We start from the raw sequence: 16,451 nt of genomic DNA on the forward strand, positions 1-16,451 counted from the left end.
TTTATTTTTATAAAGGTCCCCTCGCATCTATAGCTAAGTTTTATCCTTGCCTTTTTATATTCTTAAACTCATTTCTTTTTTCGGCTTTCTCAATCTCTATAACAGTTATAGCTGTTCCTTAATATTGTTTTGTTTTTAAATTGTTAAGTTTCTGTTTGTTAGTTAAATACAGGTATTTATACTTAGCGATTTAGAAGTTTAATTGTGTTAATTTTAGTGTTGCCAAAAACAAAGAAATTAATATGAGAACAAAAATTGTTAATAATGAAATACTAAAAGGTCGTGCTATAGCAGGGACCTATGTAGTAATACTAGCATGGGATTTTATTGATCCTGATTCATTTGATAAAAGTAATCTCTTAGGGTTTGCCATTGAGAGGTCGGAATTAAAAAATGATGAAGTTCTGGAGAAATACTGGATGAAAGGTCTCAAGCGATTTGAGCATAAAGATAAAGGGCTGCCTGTAGGCACTCCGGTTTCAACCGCCGAGCATCCCTATCAATCCTTTCAGTGGTCAGACTATACAGCAAAAGAAGGCCATCACTACATTTATCGTATTGTGCCTTGTTACGGGAAACCAAAACTGCTTACTTTAGATAAGGGCAATGCTTTGGAGATTAGTGTAATAACGGAGAAGGTAACAGGGGAAGAGAATAAATTAACAGCAAATACCAGTCATGATATTTATTTCAACAGAGGCGTAATTGGCTCCCAGGCGTATGCTAGAGAGTTTGGCAATCAAAAGCCCAATCCAAAGGAGCCTTATTCTAAAGAAATGAAATGGCTCTCGCGTGGTTTATTTGAGGCTCTTATTGATTTTATTGCGGAGGCTAAAAATGAAAATTTTGGTTTGTATGCCGCTTTTTATGAATTCCATTATCAGCCTGTTGCTAAAGCTCTGGCGGCTGCCGCTGCGGCAGGGGCTGATGTTAAAATTGTCTATGATGCCGAGAGTTCTTATAAGGAAGAAAACTATGAAAATTTAAAACTTGCCGGTTTACAAAACAGTCAAAATGCTTTTCCTAGAACTGTTACCGAGGGTATACGGCACAATAAGTTTATAGTTCTTTTGCATAATAAAAAGCCCATTGCTGTTTGGACCGGTTCTGTAAATATATCCCCCGGGGGTATATTTGGACATTCCAATGTGGGGCATATTGTGCGTGATAAGGCTGTAGCAGAAGCTTATGAAGATTACTGGGGGGCTTTAAGTAAAAACATAAGCATTAAAGATTTACGCCAGAAGCATAAAAATATCTTTACACTTCCCAAGCTTCCATTAAAGAAAGGAACTATTATCCCGATTTTCAGCCCAAGGGATGAGAAAGATGAAAATACCACTCTGGATTGGTATGCAAGTCTGATGGATAGCGCCAGGCAGATCATTTGCTTTACTATTGCCTTTAATCTTGATGAGACCTTCCAAAGGGTTATACAAAAAGAAAGTGACTTGCTTCGTTACCTTGTCAAAGATGATGATCTGGGTAAAAATGAAATTATAGGAAACGACCATGATGTTATATTTGCATCGGGGAGCAGTTTCACAGAAAATAATTGGCCCAATTTCTTGAGTGAGCTCAGCGATAATCCCCTTAATAGCAATGATTACATTCACAATAAGTTTATGCTTGTGGACCCTTTGGGTGATAATCCAATTGTGGTTACCGGCTCGGCTAACTTTAGTAAGCCTTCTCAAAGATCCAACGATGAGAACATGTTAGTAATAGTGGGGGATACCCGTGTTGCGGATATCTACTTTGGAGAGTTTATGCGAATTTTTGATCACCATTACGTGAGATATCTGAAAAGAAAACTCGATAATTCCCATATTGACACCAGTAAAAACAAAGGTTATCTGGCTGAGGATGGTAGTTGGACCAGATCTCATTTTAATTCTAACAGTTACAAAGAGAAACGCAGAAAGTATTTTCTGAATTCCCCATTAGATCCTATTAGTGATATAGCAAAACTGAAGGCTTTTAGTGCTGCGGACTTTGATTTAGAGATACTTGATCTTGAGTCTGTTTATGTAGTGGTTATCCATGAGCAGGCAGGGGCCTGGAGGATATTGTCAAGAAATTTTACCCAGCCGCCCTCTGAAAACCCTATTAGGTATACCGATATCAAAACCATAGGATTATGCCCTGTACTGAGTGACTTGGGAGAAGTAAATATACGAAATGCAATAACAGGCGCTGTAGGGAAAGGAAAATTAATTCGTATCAAATAATATAAATTATGAAAAAGATATTTTTACTCTTATTGCTTATTCCTGTCCTGGGAACAGCTCAAACAAAATTAGCCCGTTATCAGAGGAAAATACTCTCTGAAAATATAATTACTAATAACCTTCAAAATAAGTTTGTAGAGGTCACATTAAATAATGTTCCTGATGCCAGTTTGTATAACGGAACTCTTGCAGAGGTAACAAAACGCAACATATTTACCCTTAGTGATAAGGGACAAAAGGCTTTTATAGAGGCAGTTAATTCTAAATCTAAAGAATTACCTGAATTGCTTAAGGCAATTCCAACATTGTTAGAATCATCGCCAAGTACGGAGATACCTGTAGATTTTAAACGAATTGAATTTTCAAAGAAAGTTGAGATTGTAGTGAATAATAAGCAGATAGCTCATGGGCGTATTGCCAAACTGGTTATGTGGCTTACACTCGATGATAATACCCTGGTGGAATTCAGCGGTTTTGGACAGCTCTCCACCAAATTTTATACTATTGACTACGGTACTGTTTCATTAAATAGAACTACTGGATTTACTTTAAATGCAGGGGTTAACATACTAGGTACAGGAGCTGTTAATACCACTAGTGTTGCAACGGGTAATAGTGGAACCACTACAGATGTTAATGGTACTACAAGCTCTAATACCTCAACTCTTGGGGCAAGTTACTCTAACAGCCGTACAACTGCTGAGGCTATGGCTCTTAGCAATACTGTTATTATCTCAAAGGGATCACTCAATAGAAAAGAAATCTCCTTAATGCAGAACGGCGTTCCCAATAAGGATCTTGATGATAATATCAATATGGAAATTATATTTAAAACTGTCAACAATTATACTGTACCTGTTTTAAAATTCAAAGGATTGTTCAAAGACAATGTATTTGCTACAGACCCTTCCAAGATATTAATTAATAAAGTTTATATGACCCTTCCCAATATTTTTAAAGGAGATGTTAAAGGCAAGCTGAGCTACACCTACCTTTATCGCGATATTGGATCTGGTGAGAATACCCCAGGAGAGTTTGATGATAAAATTAACTATTATCAGTTAAATGATAGGGGAATCACCGAGTTACCCGTTAAACTTGTGGGGCAACACGAACTTCTTCCTAAATTGTATTCAATCATTACTGATCCTGTAAACCTTACAGACTCTCTATACCTAAATTATTATGGACAGCATGTAAAATTGTATTTTACGGACTTATCATCGGCATCTGAATTTATTGATTACCTGCAATCAAGTGGTTATACCAGCGTGAAAGGGTTTCAGGTGGAATATGAGAAATTATCACAAGGTGATGTTACCTACCTAAAGTATGATGCTTCCATGTTGGGCAGCTTGCGTCCCATTATAGATATGAGATAAAAAAAAGCCTTTCTTTTTTGAATATTGAAACACAATTCCACGGGTATTGGGTAAGCTTAGCTATTTCAATAAATACAAATCTTCGTATTGAATATAAGGTACAAAAAAGGTACAAGATAAAGTTGTACTTGTAGCATTTGAATTGTATTTGTTCCTTTGATCTATAGAGTAAATCATATATCTTTTATATGATTTACATAAAGAGAAAGAAGATGTTGAACGATTAAATGAAAAAGCTATGTTTACCAATATCTCATGGGGCAATTATATAATTGCCGTTACTATACTCTTGCTGATCTGGTATTTGATTGTAGGATTCAGATGTTATTATCCTGATCTGAGAGCAATTTTAAATGGAGAGAAAAACCTATATTCTTTAAGTTTTAGAAATAACCCGGAAGAAAAATTAGCTGCCCATCTTCAAAAAGGCAGCGTCGATGAAAACAGGGAATTGTCTTCTTACAAAGAATCTTTTGACACTTTGGCTGACGCAGAGGAATTGTCAGATCGGATTAAAGGAGCCATTAAGGAGAGCGTTGAGAGAAATCTCTCACTGGAAGAATTCCAAAATTATCTAAAATTACTGCTAAGTGAATATCCCTTTGTCAGGATCTCCACCCTTAGAGAGAATATCAATGCTATAATAGTCAAGAACTGTAAAAGCTACCCAGGGCTACTTTTAACTCCTTCTCAGGTGGATGTCCTTTGGGAAGAGAGTACTTAAATAAGATACAGTGGAGGAATATTCCCTGTTCTCTCTGGTGCGGTATGGCGTAATGTGACAGGAAATAGAGTTATGCAATGGCGGTATTCCTCCGCTTTTAATAGGTGATTATCTAGAACTTAAATGATGCGTGATGAAAAAGTACAAGTGGAAATTAAAAAGAATTGAAAGAAAAAAAGTAATGGCAATTTGCCTTTTTGTAATGTTGTTTGTTTTTCATTTCACTGTCAGGGCTCAGGACGGTGTGGCTGGAATAAATGAAGCCAACCAAAAAGTCAGAAGCTATTTTGACGCCGGAACAGAACTCATGTACGCAGTGGGAGCCATCCTGGGACTTATCGGGGCTGTGAAGGTTTATCAGAAATGGAACGCCGGGGATCCCGATACGGGAAAAGTAGCAGCGGCCTGGTTTGGAAGCTGCGTGTTTTTGGTGGTAGTAGCTACGGTTATTAAGTCCTTTTTCGGGGTTTAGGTTGAATTGAGTGGAACAAAACAGATGAATAGTGTATATCAAGTCAATAAAGGCATTAATCAGTCTCTTGAATTCAAGGGGTTAAAAGCGCAATACATCTGGTATCTGGGGGCTGGGCTGGTAGGACTGATGATTCTTTTTGCAGTACTTTATATTATTGGAGTTCCTTCTATTATCTGTGTTGCTTTTATTGGAAGTTCTGGGGGATTTCTTGTCTTTCAGATCTACCGCATGAGCAATCGCTTTGGTCAATACGGCATGATGAAGGCCCTGGCGAGAAAACGAATTCCAAAAGTTATAAAGTTGCAAAGCAGGGGAGTTTTTATAAAAAGATAGCTATAGAACGTTAGTGTTAAAAAATGGGAAACAATGGAGAGAAGGATGGAGGATATGCTGCCCATTATGGACGTGGAGCATGATTGTATATTATCAAAACAAGGGGATATAACTATTGTATTTAAGGTGGAACTCCCAGAGATTTTTACCCTCTCGGACCAGGAATATGAAGCCTTTCACCAATCGTGGATAAAAGCTTTGAAAGTGCTGCCAAAGTTTTGTGTTTTTCACAAGCAGGACTGGTTTTTAGAGAGTACCTACAAGGCAGATTTTACAAAAGAGGACAGCAGCTTTTTAACCAGAAGCAGCGAGCGATTCTTTAACGGAAGACCTTTTTTGGATCACTCGTGTTATATCATGCTCACCAAAAAAACAATAGGCAGAAAAACTTCTACTTCCTTGTTCTCGAGTCTTATCAGATATTCCATAGTACCCCAGGAAACCCTAAACTTTCAATTGCTTGAGGATTTTATGGATAGCGCAGGCCAGTTCAAACGCATTATGGAAGACAGCGGGTTTGTAAAATTGACTCGCCTGGATAATAATGCCCTTAGGAGCCAGAGCAGGAAAGTGGGACTCATTGAGCAATATTGTGTTTTATCCCAGAGCCCGGATTCCTTTGTCTATAAGGATCTGAAATTTGATAAAGGTCTTGAGGTAGGGGATAAACATTGCCAGCTCTTTACCCTGGGAGATGCCGCTGATTTGCCAGCCTTGTGCGGTTCGAGAATCAACTTTGATCGCTATTGCAGCGATAAAACAAAATTTAGTGTGGGGTTTGCCTCAACTCTGGGACAACTCTTATCGTGTAACCACATCTATAACCAGTACATTTTTATAGAAGACGCCCAGAAAACCATTCAGAAACTCGAGAGCAAAAGATTGCGCCTGCAATCCTTATCAGCCTATAGCCGAGAGAACATGATAGCGCGGGATGCTACCAATGATTTTTTAAACGAGGCCATTGCCCAGCAAAGACTCCCGGTAAAGGCGCATTTCAATATACTAGCCTGGTCCACGGATAAGGAAGAGCTCAAGGAGATCAAAAACAAAGTAATATCAGCCTTGACCCAGATGGATGCGGCGGCCAAGCAGGAAACTGTTGGAGCTCCCCAGATCTATTGGGCAGGAATACCTGGAAACGCAGCAGATTTTCCAATGAATGATACCTTTGATACCTTCACTGAGCAGGCTGTTTGTTTTCTGAGTATGGAAACCTCATACCGCTCCTCGCTGAGTCCTGTAGGGATACGTCTGGGAGACCGCCAGACGGGAAAACCCGTACATGTAGATATTAGTGATGAGCCCATGAAAATGGGTATCTGCACCAACCGCAATAAGTTTATATTAGGTCCTTCGGGAAGCGGTAAGTCGTTTTTTACCAATCATATGGTCCGTAGTTATTACGAGCAAGGAGCCCATATTGTTCTGGTGGATGTCGGACATAGCTATAAGGGACTATGTGATATGGTGGGTGGATATTATTTTACCTATGATGAGCATAACCCTATCCGGTTTAATCCTTTTTATATAGGTCAAGGGGATAATCTGGATACTGAGAAAAAGGAGAGTATTAAAACCCTGCTTTTGGCGCTGTGGAAAAAAGATGATGAGACTTTCAACAGGAGTGAGTATGTAGCCCTTTCTAATTCCTTGCAGCTCTACTATGAGAAATTGGAGAAAAACGCTGAGATATTTCCGTGTTTCAACAGTTTCTATGAATTCCTGAAAGAGGACTTTGTACCAATTTTAGAAAGTGACAAGGTAAAGGAAAAGGATTTTGATGTTAATAATTTTCTCTATGTGCTGCGTCCCTATTACAAAGCAGGCGAGTTTGATTATCTATTAAATGCCACAGAGAATCTGGACCTTTTAAAAGAAAGACTCATTGTCTTTGAACTGGACAATATCAAGGACCATCCGATTCTTTTTCCAGTGGTGACCATTATTATCATGGAGGTATTTATCAGTAAGATGAGAAAGCTAAAAGGTGTCCGTAAGATGATTTTAATTGAAGAGGCATGGAAAGCCATTGCCCGCGAGGGTATGGCAGAATATATACGGTATCTTTTTAAAACAGTTCGAAAATTCTTTGGCGAGGCCATTGTGGTGACCCAGGAAGTGGAAGATATTATCTCTTCTCCCATAGTCAAGCAGGCCATTATCAACAGCAGTGATTGTATTATACTGCTGGATCAGAGCAAGTATCAAAATAAATTTGAGCAGATTCAGGACCTTTTGGGACTCACTGACAAAGCAAAAGCACTGGTGCTCTCAGTGAACAAGAGTAATGATCCAGATAAAAAGTATAAGGAGGTGTTCATATCATTAGGGGGCATAATCTCTAAGGTATTTCGAACTGAAGTATCGCTCGAAGAGTATTTGGCCTATACCACCGAGGAGCCTGAAAAAGTAAAGGTGCAGCAGTATGCCAGAAAATTCGGGGGTGATATTAAAAGAGGCATTGCCGCGCTGGCCCAGGAGATGAGAAACCAAATCAAATAAAGAAAAAATGAAAACAAGCTCAAAAATAATTATGGGGCTGCTGTGTCTATTTTTAGTAAGCAGCCCGGCGCAAGCCTCAAGTAAGACCGTGGCGCTTCCTATTTTGGAAATAGTAAAAGCCGTTACCAAAAAAGTGATCAAAGCCATTGATCTGAGAATACAGCGACTGCAAAACAAAACCATCTGGCTTCAGAACGCGCAAAAACAAATTGAGAATGTCCTATCTAAATTAAAACTAGAGCAGATCTCAGAGTGGAGCCAAAAACAGCGCGATCTCTATAAGGACTATTATGAAGAGCTTACAAGGGTAAAATCAGCCATTACCTATTACAAGCGTATCAAAGAAGTTACCACCAAACAAACCAGACTTATCTCTGAGTATGAAAGAACCTGGAACCTGATAAGGCAGGATAATCTTTTCAGCGACCAGGAGCTTGATTACATGCAGGAGGTATACTCAGGCATTCTTGGGCAAAGTGTTCAGAACATCGATCAGATTTTTTTGGTACTGGATTCTTTTACCACCCAGATGAGCGATCTTAAAAGGCTTGAGATTATCAATAATGCTGCTGATCGAATTGATGATAATTATGAGAGCCTGATGCTATTTAATAAGCAAAATATGCTGCTGCGCCTTCAAAGGGCCAAAATAAGTAATGATGTAAATAAAGTCAAGGAGTTTTACCTAATTCCATAATGGAGCAAAATCATGAAAAAGTTAGTTGTATTACTCCTGGTGATGGGAGTCTCTGTTCAAAATCTGCAGGCACAGGCCAAATGGCGCAAGGAATTGCTATTACAGATCGCAGCTCTTCAGGTGTATATGGATTATGCGAAAAAAGGATATAATGTTGCCAGAAAGGGGCTGAATTTTATAGGGGATCTTAAAAAAGGAGAGTTGAGTCTGCATGGTGATTATTTGGCCTCGCTAAAGAAAGTAAATCCCAGGATAAAAAAATATTCCAAGGTCACAGAGATTGTAGTATTACAGGTAAGGATCATCAAAATTTCCAATAATACGCTCAGGGGCTTGCGGCAGAATGATGTTTTTCATGGGGATGAAATTGATTATATAGAGAGAGCCTTTGAGCGTTTGTTTGAGAATTGCAACAGCACTTTGGATGAACTTTTACTACTTACCGGCAATGGCAATCTTGAGATGAAAGATGATGAGCGTCTGGAGCGCATTGATGCTCTGTACAAAACAATGATATCTGATTATGAGTTCTCTTTAACCTTTAGCCACCAGGCTAAGATGCTTGCTTTATGGAAATCCAAACAGAAGAATACTATTTTTTGGAGCCGCACTTTAAACGGATTATAAAAATGATAGGATGAGAAAACTAATTCTACTAATGGCTCTGGCAATAGGAATTCTATTGCCTGTAAAAGTCCAGGCCCAATCTCAGGAGATCCAGCAGCTTGTTTTAAATATTGAAAAGCTCAGCCAGTTTAAAGGGATTCTCAAAGATATGAAAAAGGGTTATGATATTTTATCCGGGGGATACAATGCGGTAAGGGACCTCTCTCAGGGAAATTTCACCTTGCACAAGACATTTTTAGATGCGCTTTTTCAGGTGAGTCCTCTGGTGAGAAATTACAAAAAGGTAGAGGATATTATCACATTCCAAGTCCTGCTGGTAAAGGAAAGCAAAGCAGCTTTTACTCGTTACAGCAAAAGTGGAAGTTTTACATCCCAAGAAATGAACTACTTTGAAAAAGTGTATGATAATTTGCTGGGTCAGAGCCTTAGGAATCTCGATGAGCTCCTAATGATTCTCAGTGCCAACACCCTTAGGATGTCTGATGATGAGAGGCTGCAGGCCATTGATAAGATCTACGCCCAGATGGAGGATAAGCTTTTTTTTGTTAGAAATTTTAACGCTTCTTCCAATGTGTTGGCCCTGCAAAGAGCCAGGGAATCAAGTGATATAGGCGCCATCCTTGGAATTCACGGACTTAAAAACTAAAAAGTGATGCAAATATTTAAATTAAGTAAAAGGGTTTATTTTATACTGACCGCATTTGTGGTACCCTTTGCCCTGCAAGGGCAGCAGGTAGGGGGGAATTCAAAAGGCTTGCACCTGATACTAGAGCAGCTCTACGATGAGCTGATGCCCCTTTGTGCCAATCTTATCGCAACAGGACAGGGGATTGCTGGTTTTGCCGCCATTTGGTATATCGCCACCAGGGTGTGGAAACATATAGCCAATGCCGAACCCATAGATTTTTATCCGCTTTTCCGGCCCTTTGTCATAGGTTTTTGTATCATGATTTTTCCTTCAGTGCTTAGTCTAATCAATGGGGTGATGAAGCCTACGGTCGCCGCCACCGCTGCAATGGTAGAGGGATCCAATAAAGCCATTGTAGTTCTTTTAAAAGAGAAAGAAAAAGCCATCAAGCAGACAGATCCCTGGAAGATGTATGTCGGGGAGACAGGAGCGGGTAATCGCGAGCAGTGGTACAGGTATACCAACCATGGAGCCGATCCAGCTGATGAAGGAGTGATTGCTGGTATTGGAAATGATGTAAAATTTGCCATGGAAAAAGCCTCGTATAATTTTAGAAATTCCGTAAAGGAATGGATGAGCGAGGTCCTGCTGGTGCTCTTTGAAGCGGCAGCACTCTGCATTGATACCCTTCGCACCTTCCAGCTTGTGGTATTATCCATACTGGGACCCTTGGTGTTTGGAATTGCTGTTTTTGATGGCTTTCAGCATACCCTGACCATCTGGTTGGCGCGTTATATCAATATTTATCTCTGGCTTCCCGTGGCCAATATTTTTGGAAGTATTATCGGCAAGATACAGGAGCAGATGTTAAAGCTCGATATCAACCAGGTCAATCAAGGCGGGGATACTTTTTTTAGCAGGACCGATATGGCTTACCTTATTTTTATGATCATCGGCATTATTGGGTATTTCACTGTACCCTCAGTGGCCAATTACATTGTGCACGCCGCAGGGGGTGATGCCCTGTCTCAAAGAGCAACCAATCTGTTTTACAGCACTGCCAGCAGAGCAGATAGCAGAACCATACAAGGAAATGCAATGGTGATGGATGCTATGGGAGATGCCCCGGGCAGAATGTCTCAGAACATGTCATCCTCATCGGGGAGTTCTCCCTATTTTCAGGAAAAAGGAAATTATATGTCCCAGAGATTAAAAGGAAATTCCAAATCATAAAAACAATTTAAAAGATGTTTACCAAAATGAAAAATATTGATACCGCCTTTGGTTATGTACGCAGCTTTACCATGCTGATCATTGTAGGGTGTATTGTGATTTGTTGCTATACTCTGCATAAAAGTTTTGCCACTGTAAGTCTATTGCAGGACAAGGTGTATATACTGGCCAATGGTAAAGCCCTGGAAGCTTACGCCTCGGAGAGAAAAGATAATGTTGTGGTGGAGGCGCGAGATCACGTGAAGACCTTTCATAATTATTTCTTTACACTTGATCCCGATGATAAGGTCATCAAAACAAATATTACAAAGGCGCTTTATCTGGCCGATAAGAGCGCCAAGCGGATTTATGATGACCTGAGAGAGAACGCTTACTACTCGGGAATTATCTCGGGCAATATCAGCCAGAACGTTACAATTGATAGTATTCAGATTGATTTAAAACAGTATCCTTACTTCTTTAAATGTTATGCAAGACAGAAAATCATCCGATCCACCAGTGTTGTAAACCGGAGTCTTACCACAGAGGGAAATTTAAGAAATGTATCCAGGAGTGATAATAATCCGCATGGCTTTTTAATAGAGCACCTCACTACAGTGGAGAATAAAGATCTCAGTATTGAAACTCGAAAATAAAAAGTGATGAAACCTTGGTTTAAAAAACGAATCAACACCAAAGGAACTAACAGGTATTATGAGCTTGTAAAGCAATGGTGGGCCAGAGAAATGAACCGTATTACCTCAGGGTTATCCAGAGAAAAGCTCATTGCATTTTTGCTTGTATTTACAGGCTTTAGCAGCGCTATTAGTTTGTCGATTCTCTACAGGGGTCTCGTATCGGGGACTTCTCCTGTTGTGTCGATGGAGCGCATCTCTGTGCAGGTACACCTCCATGAGAGGAGGATAAAAAGAGCAAGTAAATCTTTTTTTATCTCACCCAGGGAATATAAAAGCATCACTGGCGCGCGGCAGTATTTGGATAGTCTAAAAGGAAGCGCGGAAGGTAAAAAAACATATGATAGTATTATCCTTGGGCGCCCGGGATTTCTGGACAGCCTGTTTTTTATTGAAAATTATTATAAGTCCAATGTAAAAGAGTAATGCCATGGAGAAAAAGACAATTTCAATTAAAGAATTAAAAAAACGAAAAATGCTGCTGGTACTTCCTTTATTGGCCCTGCCATTTATAACGCTCTTATTCTGGAGCATGGGAGGGGGAAAAGTGGAAGCTTTAAGTGGTGAGATAGTAGAGAAAAGAAAATTTAATACTATCCTTCCTGGCCCAGAGTTCAAAGAAGAGATACCCTTGGACAAATTAAGCTATTACCAGAAAGCTACTATGGATTCGCTAAAAAGAAGCGAGCAAATTAAAAAAGATCCCAACTACTCCAATAACTTTTTTAAAAATGATTCTATCGCTGGATGGTTAGAAGAGTCAGCCATGAGAAGTGTTACAAAAGGTAATATGGGACTTAACATCACTTCATATCAGGATCAGAATGCGCGGAAGGTATATCAAAAACTCCAGGCACTTCAAAAAGCCATTGAAAGTCCCAATGTGCGCGCCAATCAAGACCATGACATGCGGGAGTTTGAACATTATGGCGTCTCGGCTGAATCTGAAGATATGAAAAAACTTGAGCAACTCATCTCGGTTATGGGCCAGCCCCAGGGGGAGGATCCTGAGCTCAGGCAGTTAGGGGGAATGCTTGAAAACATTCTGGATATTCAACATCCGGCTCGCATTGAGGAAAAGTTAAAAAAGGCAGCTGAGAATAAAAAAGAAAAATCACTCAGGGTGGTACGTAAAAATGGCCACAATCTAACTTCACTCGATGATGGGCGTAATGAGCAGACTGCCGTAGAATCCAATTCATTTTATTTCCTTCAGGAGATAGATACAATACATCAGGGGCAAAATGCCATTGAGGCGGTGATACATCTCACCCAGAATATTGTAAACGGCTCGTTAGTGAAACTACGTCTTTGTAGTGAGGTTTTTATTCAAGGCGTAGAGATTCCCAGAAACAGTTTTTTGTTTGGAACGGCACTTTTAAAAGCAGAGCGATTAGAGATTAAGATTACCAATATAAAGCATGGCAATTCCATTTTTCCCGTTGAACTCGCCGTGTATGACCTGGACGGGATTGAGGGGATTTATATACCCGGGGCCATTAACCGCGATGTGGCCAAAGCCTCTGCAGATCGCTCTATCCAGACACTGGGGGTAGCATCTCTTAGTGAGTCCTGGGGAGCGCAGGCGGCCGGTATGGGTATTGAAGCAGCCAAGAGCCTGATGAGCAAAAAAGTAAAACTTATTAAAGTTATGGTAAAGGCAGGCTACCGGGTTCTTTTATATGACAAAAAGCAAAATAATTCCCATTGAACATTAAATCAAAAGAGATGAAAAATAGAAATTTATGGTTTTTGCCCTTTATGGCTTTGATCTCAATGGCAGTCTTTGGACAGAGATCCAGCAGTCAGGCTGAATTTATAAACCTGCAAATAGCCCAGTTAAAAACTACCAGTTTGGTTTTCCCCTATCCCATTAAAAGCATAGATAAGGGAAGTTCGGAGGTTTTAATACAAAAGGCAAAAGGGGTGGAGAATATCCTTTTGGTGAAAGCCGGTAAAGAGAATTTCTCACAGACCAATCTAACAGTTGTAACCACAGAGGGAAAACTCTATGGCTTTGTTTTGAATTACGATGAGCAGTGTCCTGATATGAATTTTTTGGCAGACAGCGCATCGGCCTTAAACGCAGATATTGTTTTTACCCTTGATAATGAAAACAAAAAAAAAATATTGCAGTATGCCCAGCTGGCCCTGATAAAAAAGAAAAAGCTAAATGGAATGAGTCACAATAGGTTTAATATCGGACTTCGCCTTACAGGGATATTCATTTATCAGGATGTTATTTACCTACGGCTTTTATTGGGCAACAAATCCAAAATTAATTTTGATATTGACCAGCTGCGTTTTTTTATCCGTGACCAGCGAAAATCTACCCGAACGGCATCCCAGGAAATTGAAATAAGTCCCATTTTGATGACCTCGGAGCTGATCAAAATCCCTGAGCGCTCTGAGCTTTCACTGGTTTGCGCATTGCCCAAGTTTACCATTGGTGAGAGAAAATATCTTACCATAGAACTATTGGAGAAAAACGGCCAGAGACAACTGGGACTTGATATTAAAGATCATCAGCTAATGGATCTGGAAATACTAAGCGCCTTGTAAGGAAACACTAATTTTTAAACTTAAAAATCATGAATGAGAAAAATTTTGAGTACTTGAGCGATCAGCTCAAATACACCGGATTTGGTGAAGCATTGCAAATGGAGTTAAAACAGAAACTCCATCAGCAAGAACCTTCTTTTACCTTGTACCATGAGACTTATTACGAGGATCGGGTAGCCAGGGCCACACTGAATTTCAATAAGGCCAAGGAAGGGGATCTTTATTTTTTTAACTCCTATAGGGTGGAGCTTCAAAAAGAGAATATATCGGATGTCCTGGAGCAAACCTTTTATATGGGAAAGACAGGCAATATTACCATGAAAGAATCTTATAACCTTATGATGGGGAGATCTGTTAACAAAGAGTTGGCCAGTAAAGAGGGACATAGCTATAACGCCTGGGTTCAGATTGATTTTAAATCAGATGAAAATGACAATTTTAAATTCAAGCAATACCATCAAAATTATGGCTATGACCTTGAGGTTACCCTTGGCAAATATCCTATTAAGGAGCTTACCAATGATGTCTTTAAAGAGGATCTTTTGCGCTCCCTTAGAAAAGGGAATTTACACCAGGTTACATTTTTAAATGGGACTCAGGAAACCAAGCTTTTTATAGAGGCCAATCCTCAATTTAAAACCATTGGGATTTACGATCAAGATCTAAAAAAACTCGATAACCGCCATTACAAGGACATAGGGCAAATTGAAGTGGTGTATGAGCAGGTAGGGGAGCATAAAAAAAAGCCAGCGCCCTCAGAGCAATGAAGATCAGGTACCAGCAGAAGGGAGTAAGAGACGACAAAAACGATCTAATTCCCTTTAAGGCGAACAGTATTGAAGATTCACTGAGCGTATTTTTTGCCGCCACAGAAAAAGATTTGCGCATAGGGAGTATTCACCTTGGTTTATTTGCAGCCCTGTTGCGCTATTACAGCATTTGCGGGTTTGTAAATCCCATAAAAGCCTATAGCTATCAGATCATGCCACTGGCCAAAATATCAGCGCGCACTACTTATCACAGACATATTCGGGAACTGAGTCAATATGGGTATATCAGATACGAAGCTTCTTTTAAGAAAAATAAACCCAGCTGTATTTATCTGCTGGGAATAGCAGATCGACTAACTAATTGAAATAAAAAAAAACGTTAAACCAAAAAAAGCCTGCCCTTTTAAAAAAAAATGGAGCAGGCTTTTAACTATAGATATTCTCTTTGCTGTTTTTTACTTTCAGTGCCAGGGGCATTATTTCATTTTATAAATTTCAGAACCGGCAAGTAAAAAACACCCTAATCCGTAATCTTCAAAATCCGGAATTTTATCATAAGATAAAGGCTGACCGTCTTTAGGTTCTTTTCCTGTGGATTGTAAATAGCCTAAAAAACCATTCGTATGTAAACTCTCGGTTGTCATAGCATTCCATGCTTTTTGAATAACGGGCAGGTAAATTTCTTTTTTCAAAATTCCACTGTTGATTCCGTAAGCCATTCCATAAACAAATAATGCCGTACCTGAAGTTTCTTTTTCTCCAAAATTAGTAGGGTCATGCAGACTTACATTCCAGAAACCATCCGCTCTCTGAATCGGAACCAAAGCAGCAGCCATCGCTTTTAGATCTTTTACATATTGTGCCCTGTGTGGTGCATTTTCAGGGATAATCGTCAGAACTTTTGCCAACGCGCCAATTACCCAGCCGTTTCCACGGCTCCAGTAACAATCTTCGCCATTCGGTTCTTTGTAGGGAGGATCAAAATCAGCATCACGCCACCACAAACCATCTTTAGGATTATAAAGCCCGTGATCGCCGTGTTTATCCCTTGAGTACATATACATCTGATACATCTTTTCGAAATAACGATTGTCTTTTTCTAAAACTCCCAGCTTGGCAAAAACCGGCATTCCCATTTGTATGGCATCAATCCACGACCAGTCGTCTAGTTGAGGAGTGTTTAAAAGCATATTAATATTGGCTTTTGTGTTCTTTAGTTTTTTAGGATCCGGCTCCAGATTATACAAATCGATATAGGTTTGGGCCGCACAATAATTATCGGCATTTCGGGTAGTATTTCCGCCATTAAATCCCCATTTATGAAATTCAGACCAGGCGTAGGCATAATCATAATAAGCTTCTTTAGGATAAATTTCATGCAAGGCCATCAATCCTTCATAATACACCCCGCGCGTCCAGATATTACTGGGACGTTCTTTATTGGTAATGATTGTTTTTCCTGTTTCCGGCCATTTTTGCATAAAATAATCATTGGCAAGCATCATTTGTTTGAGTACCAATTTTTTATCAAAGGGCTGTTGAGCGTGGGCTGAATGAGTATATGAAAAGCATATAGCGAAAAATAAAAGTAATTTTTTCATTTTTAATAT

16 protein-coding genes are annotated in these 16,451 nt (G+C 39.6%); 15 read left to right on the forward strand and 1 reads right to left on the reverse strand.

All coding sequences use genetic code 11. The features are described 5' to 3' along the window. Nucleotides 1-242: 242 nt before the first annotated feature. The 15 genes from FLACOL7796_RS07615 to FLACOL7796_RS07685 all read left to right on the forward strand — a co-directional run bounded on the left by FLACOL7796_RS07615 (nt 243) and on the right by FLACOL7796_RS07685 (nt 14,838). Complete coding sequence (locus tag FLACOL7796_RS07615) at nt 243-2,231, forward strand: phospholipase D-like domain-containing protein (protein WP_173970215.1); 1,989 nt, start codon at nt 243-245, stop codon at nt 2,229-2,231. Nucleotides 2,232-2,239: 8 nt separating this feature from the next. Then, complete coding sequence (locus tag FLACOL7796_RS07620) at nt 2,240-3,613, forward strand: serpin family protein (RefSeq protein ID WP_173970216.1); 1,374 nt, start codon at nt 2,240-2,242, stop codon at nt 3,611-3,613. A 238-nt stretch (nt 3,614-3,851) separates the two neighbouring features. Then, the gene (locus FLACOL7796_RS07625) at nt 3,852-4,337 is read left to right on the forward strand and encodes a hypothetical protein (protein ID WP_173970217.1); all 486 of its coding nucleotides are present in this window, start codon (nt 3,852-3,854) and stop codon (nt 4,335-4,337) included. Nucleotides 4,338-4,518: 181 nt separating this feature from the next. After that, nucleotides 4,519-4,809, forward strand: coding sequence for a DUF4134 domain-containing protein (locus FLACOL7796_RS07630; RefSeq protein WP_232067326.1), 291 nt, complete (start codon nt 4,519-4,521; stop codon nt 4,807-4,809). 24 nt (nt 4,810-4,833) lie between these two features. Then, nucleotides 4,834-5,145, forward strand: coding sequence for a DUF4133 domain-containing protein (locus tag FLACOL7796_RS07635; protein WP_173970219.1), 312 nt, complete (start codon nt 4,834-4,836; stop codon nt 5,143-5,145). A 33-nt stretch (nt 5,146-5,178) separates the two neighbouring features. Beyond that, nucleotides 5,179-7,650, forward strand: coding sequence for a TraG family conjugative transposon ATPase (locus FLACOL7796_RS07640; RefSeq protein ID WP_173970220.1), 2,472 nt, complete (start codon nt 5,179-5,181; stop codon nt 7,648-7,650). A 7-nt stretch (nt 7,651-7,657) separates the two neighbouring features. Further along, nucleotides 7,658-8,347, forward strand: coding sequence for a conjugal transfer protein TraI (locus FLACOL7796_RS07645; protein WP_173970221.1), 690 nt, complete (start codon nt 7,658-7,660; stop codon nt 8,345-8,347). 12 nt (nt 8,348-8,359) lie between these two features. Continuing rightward, on the forward strand, nt 8,360-8,974 hold the full coding sequence (locus FLACOL7796_RS07650; protein ID WP_173970222.1) for a hypothetical protein: 615 nt from the start codon (nt 8,360-8,362) through the stop codon (nt 8,972-8,974). 10 nt (nt 8,975-8,984) lie between these two features. After that, a complete protein-coding gene (locus FLACOL7796_RS07655) occupies nt 8,985-9,620 on the forward strand; it encodes a TerB family tellurite resistance protein (protein WP_173970223.1) in 636 nt (211 codons plus the stop codon). Between the two features lie 12 nt (nt 9,621-9,632). Beyond that, on the forward strand, nt 9,633-10,835 hold the full coding sequence (gene traJ, locus FLACOL7796_RS07660; protein WP_394367906.1) for a conjugative transposon protein TraJ: 1,203 nt from the start codon (nt 9,633-9,635) through the stop codon (nt 10,833-10,835). 26 nt (nt 10,836-10,861) lie between these two features. Beyond that, nucleotides 10,862-11,470 (forward strand): conjugative transposon protein TraK, encoded by a 609-nt coding sequence (gene traK, locus FLACOL7796_RS07665; RefSeq protein WP_232067320.1) that lies wholly within the window; start codon nt 10,862-10,864, stop codon nt 11,468-11,470. A 6-nt stretch (nt 11,471-11,476) separates the two neighbouring features. After that, entirely contained in the window at nt 11,477-11,935 is a 459-nt protein-coding gene (locus FLACOL7796_RS07670; RefSeq protein ID WP_173970226.1) for a hypothetical protein, read from the forward strand. A gap of 4 nt (nt 11,936-11,939) precedes the next feature. Further along, on the forward strand, nt 11,940-13,220 hold the full coding sequence (gene traM, locus FLACOL7796_RS07675; RefSeq protein WP_173970227.1) for a conjugative transposon protein TraM: 1,281 nt from the start codon (nt 11,940-11,942) through the stop codon (nt 13,218-13,220). A 17-nt stretch (nt 13,221-13,237) separates the two neighbouring features. Further along, nucleotides 13,238-14,071, forward strand: a complete 834-nt coding sequence (traN, locus tag FLACOL7796_RS07680) for a conjugative transposon protein TraN (RefSeq protein ID WP_173970228.1) — start codon at nt 13,238-13,240, stop codon at nt 14,069-14,071. Nucleotides 14,072-14,100: 29 nt separating this feature from the next. Continuing rightward, nucleotides 14,101-14,838, forward strand: a complete 738-nt coding sequence (locus FLACOL7796_RS07685; RefSeq protein WP_232067321.1) for a hypothetical protein — start codon at nt 14,101-14,103, stop codon at nt 14,836-14,838. Nucleotides 14,839-15,317: 479 nt separating this feature from the next. On the opposite strand, the gene FLACOL7796_RS07690 is transcribed toward FLACOL7796_RS07685, so the two are convergent. Beyond that, nucleotides 15,318-16,442, reverse strand: coding sequence for a glycoside hydrolase family 88/105 protein (locus FLACOL7796_RS07690; protein ID WP_173970229.1), 1,125 nt, complete (start codon nt 16,440-16,442; stop codon nt 15,318-15,320). Between the last annotated feature and the right edge of the window lie 9 nt (nt 16,443-16,451).

This window comes from Flavobacterium bizetiae (assembly GCF_902804475.1).
Taxonomy (GTDB): Bacteria; Bacteroidota; Bacteroidia; order Flavobacteriales; family Flavobacteriaceae; genus Flavobacterium; species Flavobacterium bizetiae.

Excerpts from the sequence above, each read along its gene's own strand:
- FLACOL7796_RS07615 (WP_173970215.1), top strand. The coding sequence starts at position 243 with ATGAGAACAAAAATTGTTAATAATGAAATACTAAAAGGTCGTGCTATA.
- FLACOL7796_RS07620 (WP_173970216.1), top strand. The coding sequence starts at position 2,240 with ATGAAAAAGATATTTTTACTCTTATTGCTTATTCCTGTCCTGGGAACA.
- FLACOL7796_RS07625 (WP_173970217.1), top strand. The coding sequence starts at position 3,852 with ATGTTTACCAATATCTCATGGGGCAATTATATAATTGCCGTTACTATA.
- FLACOL7796_RS07630 (WP_232067326.1), top strand. The coding sequence starts at position 4,519 with ATGGCAATTTGCCTTTTTGTAATGTTGTTTGTTTTTCATTTCACTGTC.
- FLACOL7796_RS07635 (WP_173970219.1), top strand. The coding sequence starts at position 4,834 with ATGAATAGTGTATATCAAGTCAATAAAGGCATTAATCAGTCTCTTGAA.
- FLACOL7796_RS07640 (WP_173970220.1), top strand. The coding sequence starts at position 5,179 with ATGGAGAGAAGGATGGAGGATATGCTGCCCATTATGGACGTGGAGCAT.
- FLACOL7796_RS07645 (WP_173970221.1), top strand. The coding sequence starts at position 7,658 with ATGAAAACAAGCTCAAAAATAATTATGGGGCTGCTGTGTCTATTTTTA.
- FLACOL7796_RS07650 (WP_173970222.1), top strand. The coding sequence starts at position 8,360 with ATGAAAAAGTTAGTTGTATTACTCCTGGTGATGGGAGTCTCTGTTCAA.
- FLACOL7796_RS07655 (WP_173970223.1), top strand. The coding sequence starts at position 8,985 with ATGAGAAAACTAATTCTACTAATGGCTCTGGCAATAGGAATTCTATTG.
- traK (WP_232067320.1), top strand. The coding sequence starts at position 10,862 with ATGAAAAATATTGATACCGCCTTTGGTTATGTACGCAGCTTTACCATG.
- FLACOL7796_RS07670 (WP_173970226.1), top strand. The coding sequence starts at position 11,477 with ATGAAACCTTGGTTTAAAAAACGAATCAACACCAAAGGAACTAACAGG.
- traM (WP_173970227.1), top strand. The coding sequence starts at position 11,940 with ATGGAGAAAAAGACAATTTCAATTAAAGAATTAAAAAAACGAAAAATG.
- traN (WP_173970228.1), top strand. The coding sequence starts at position 13,238 with ATGAAAAATAGAAATTTATGGTTTTTGCCCTTTATGGCTTTGATCTCA.
- FLACOL7796_RS07685 (WP_232067321.1), top strand. The coding sequence starts at position 14,101 with ATGAATGAGAAAAATTTTGAGTACTTGAGCGATCAGCTCAAATACACC.
- FLACOL7796_RS07690 (WP_173970229.1), bottom strand. The coding sequence starts at position 16,442 with ATGAAAAAATTACTTTTATTTTTCGCTATATGCTTTTCATATACTCAT.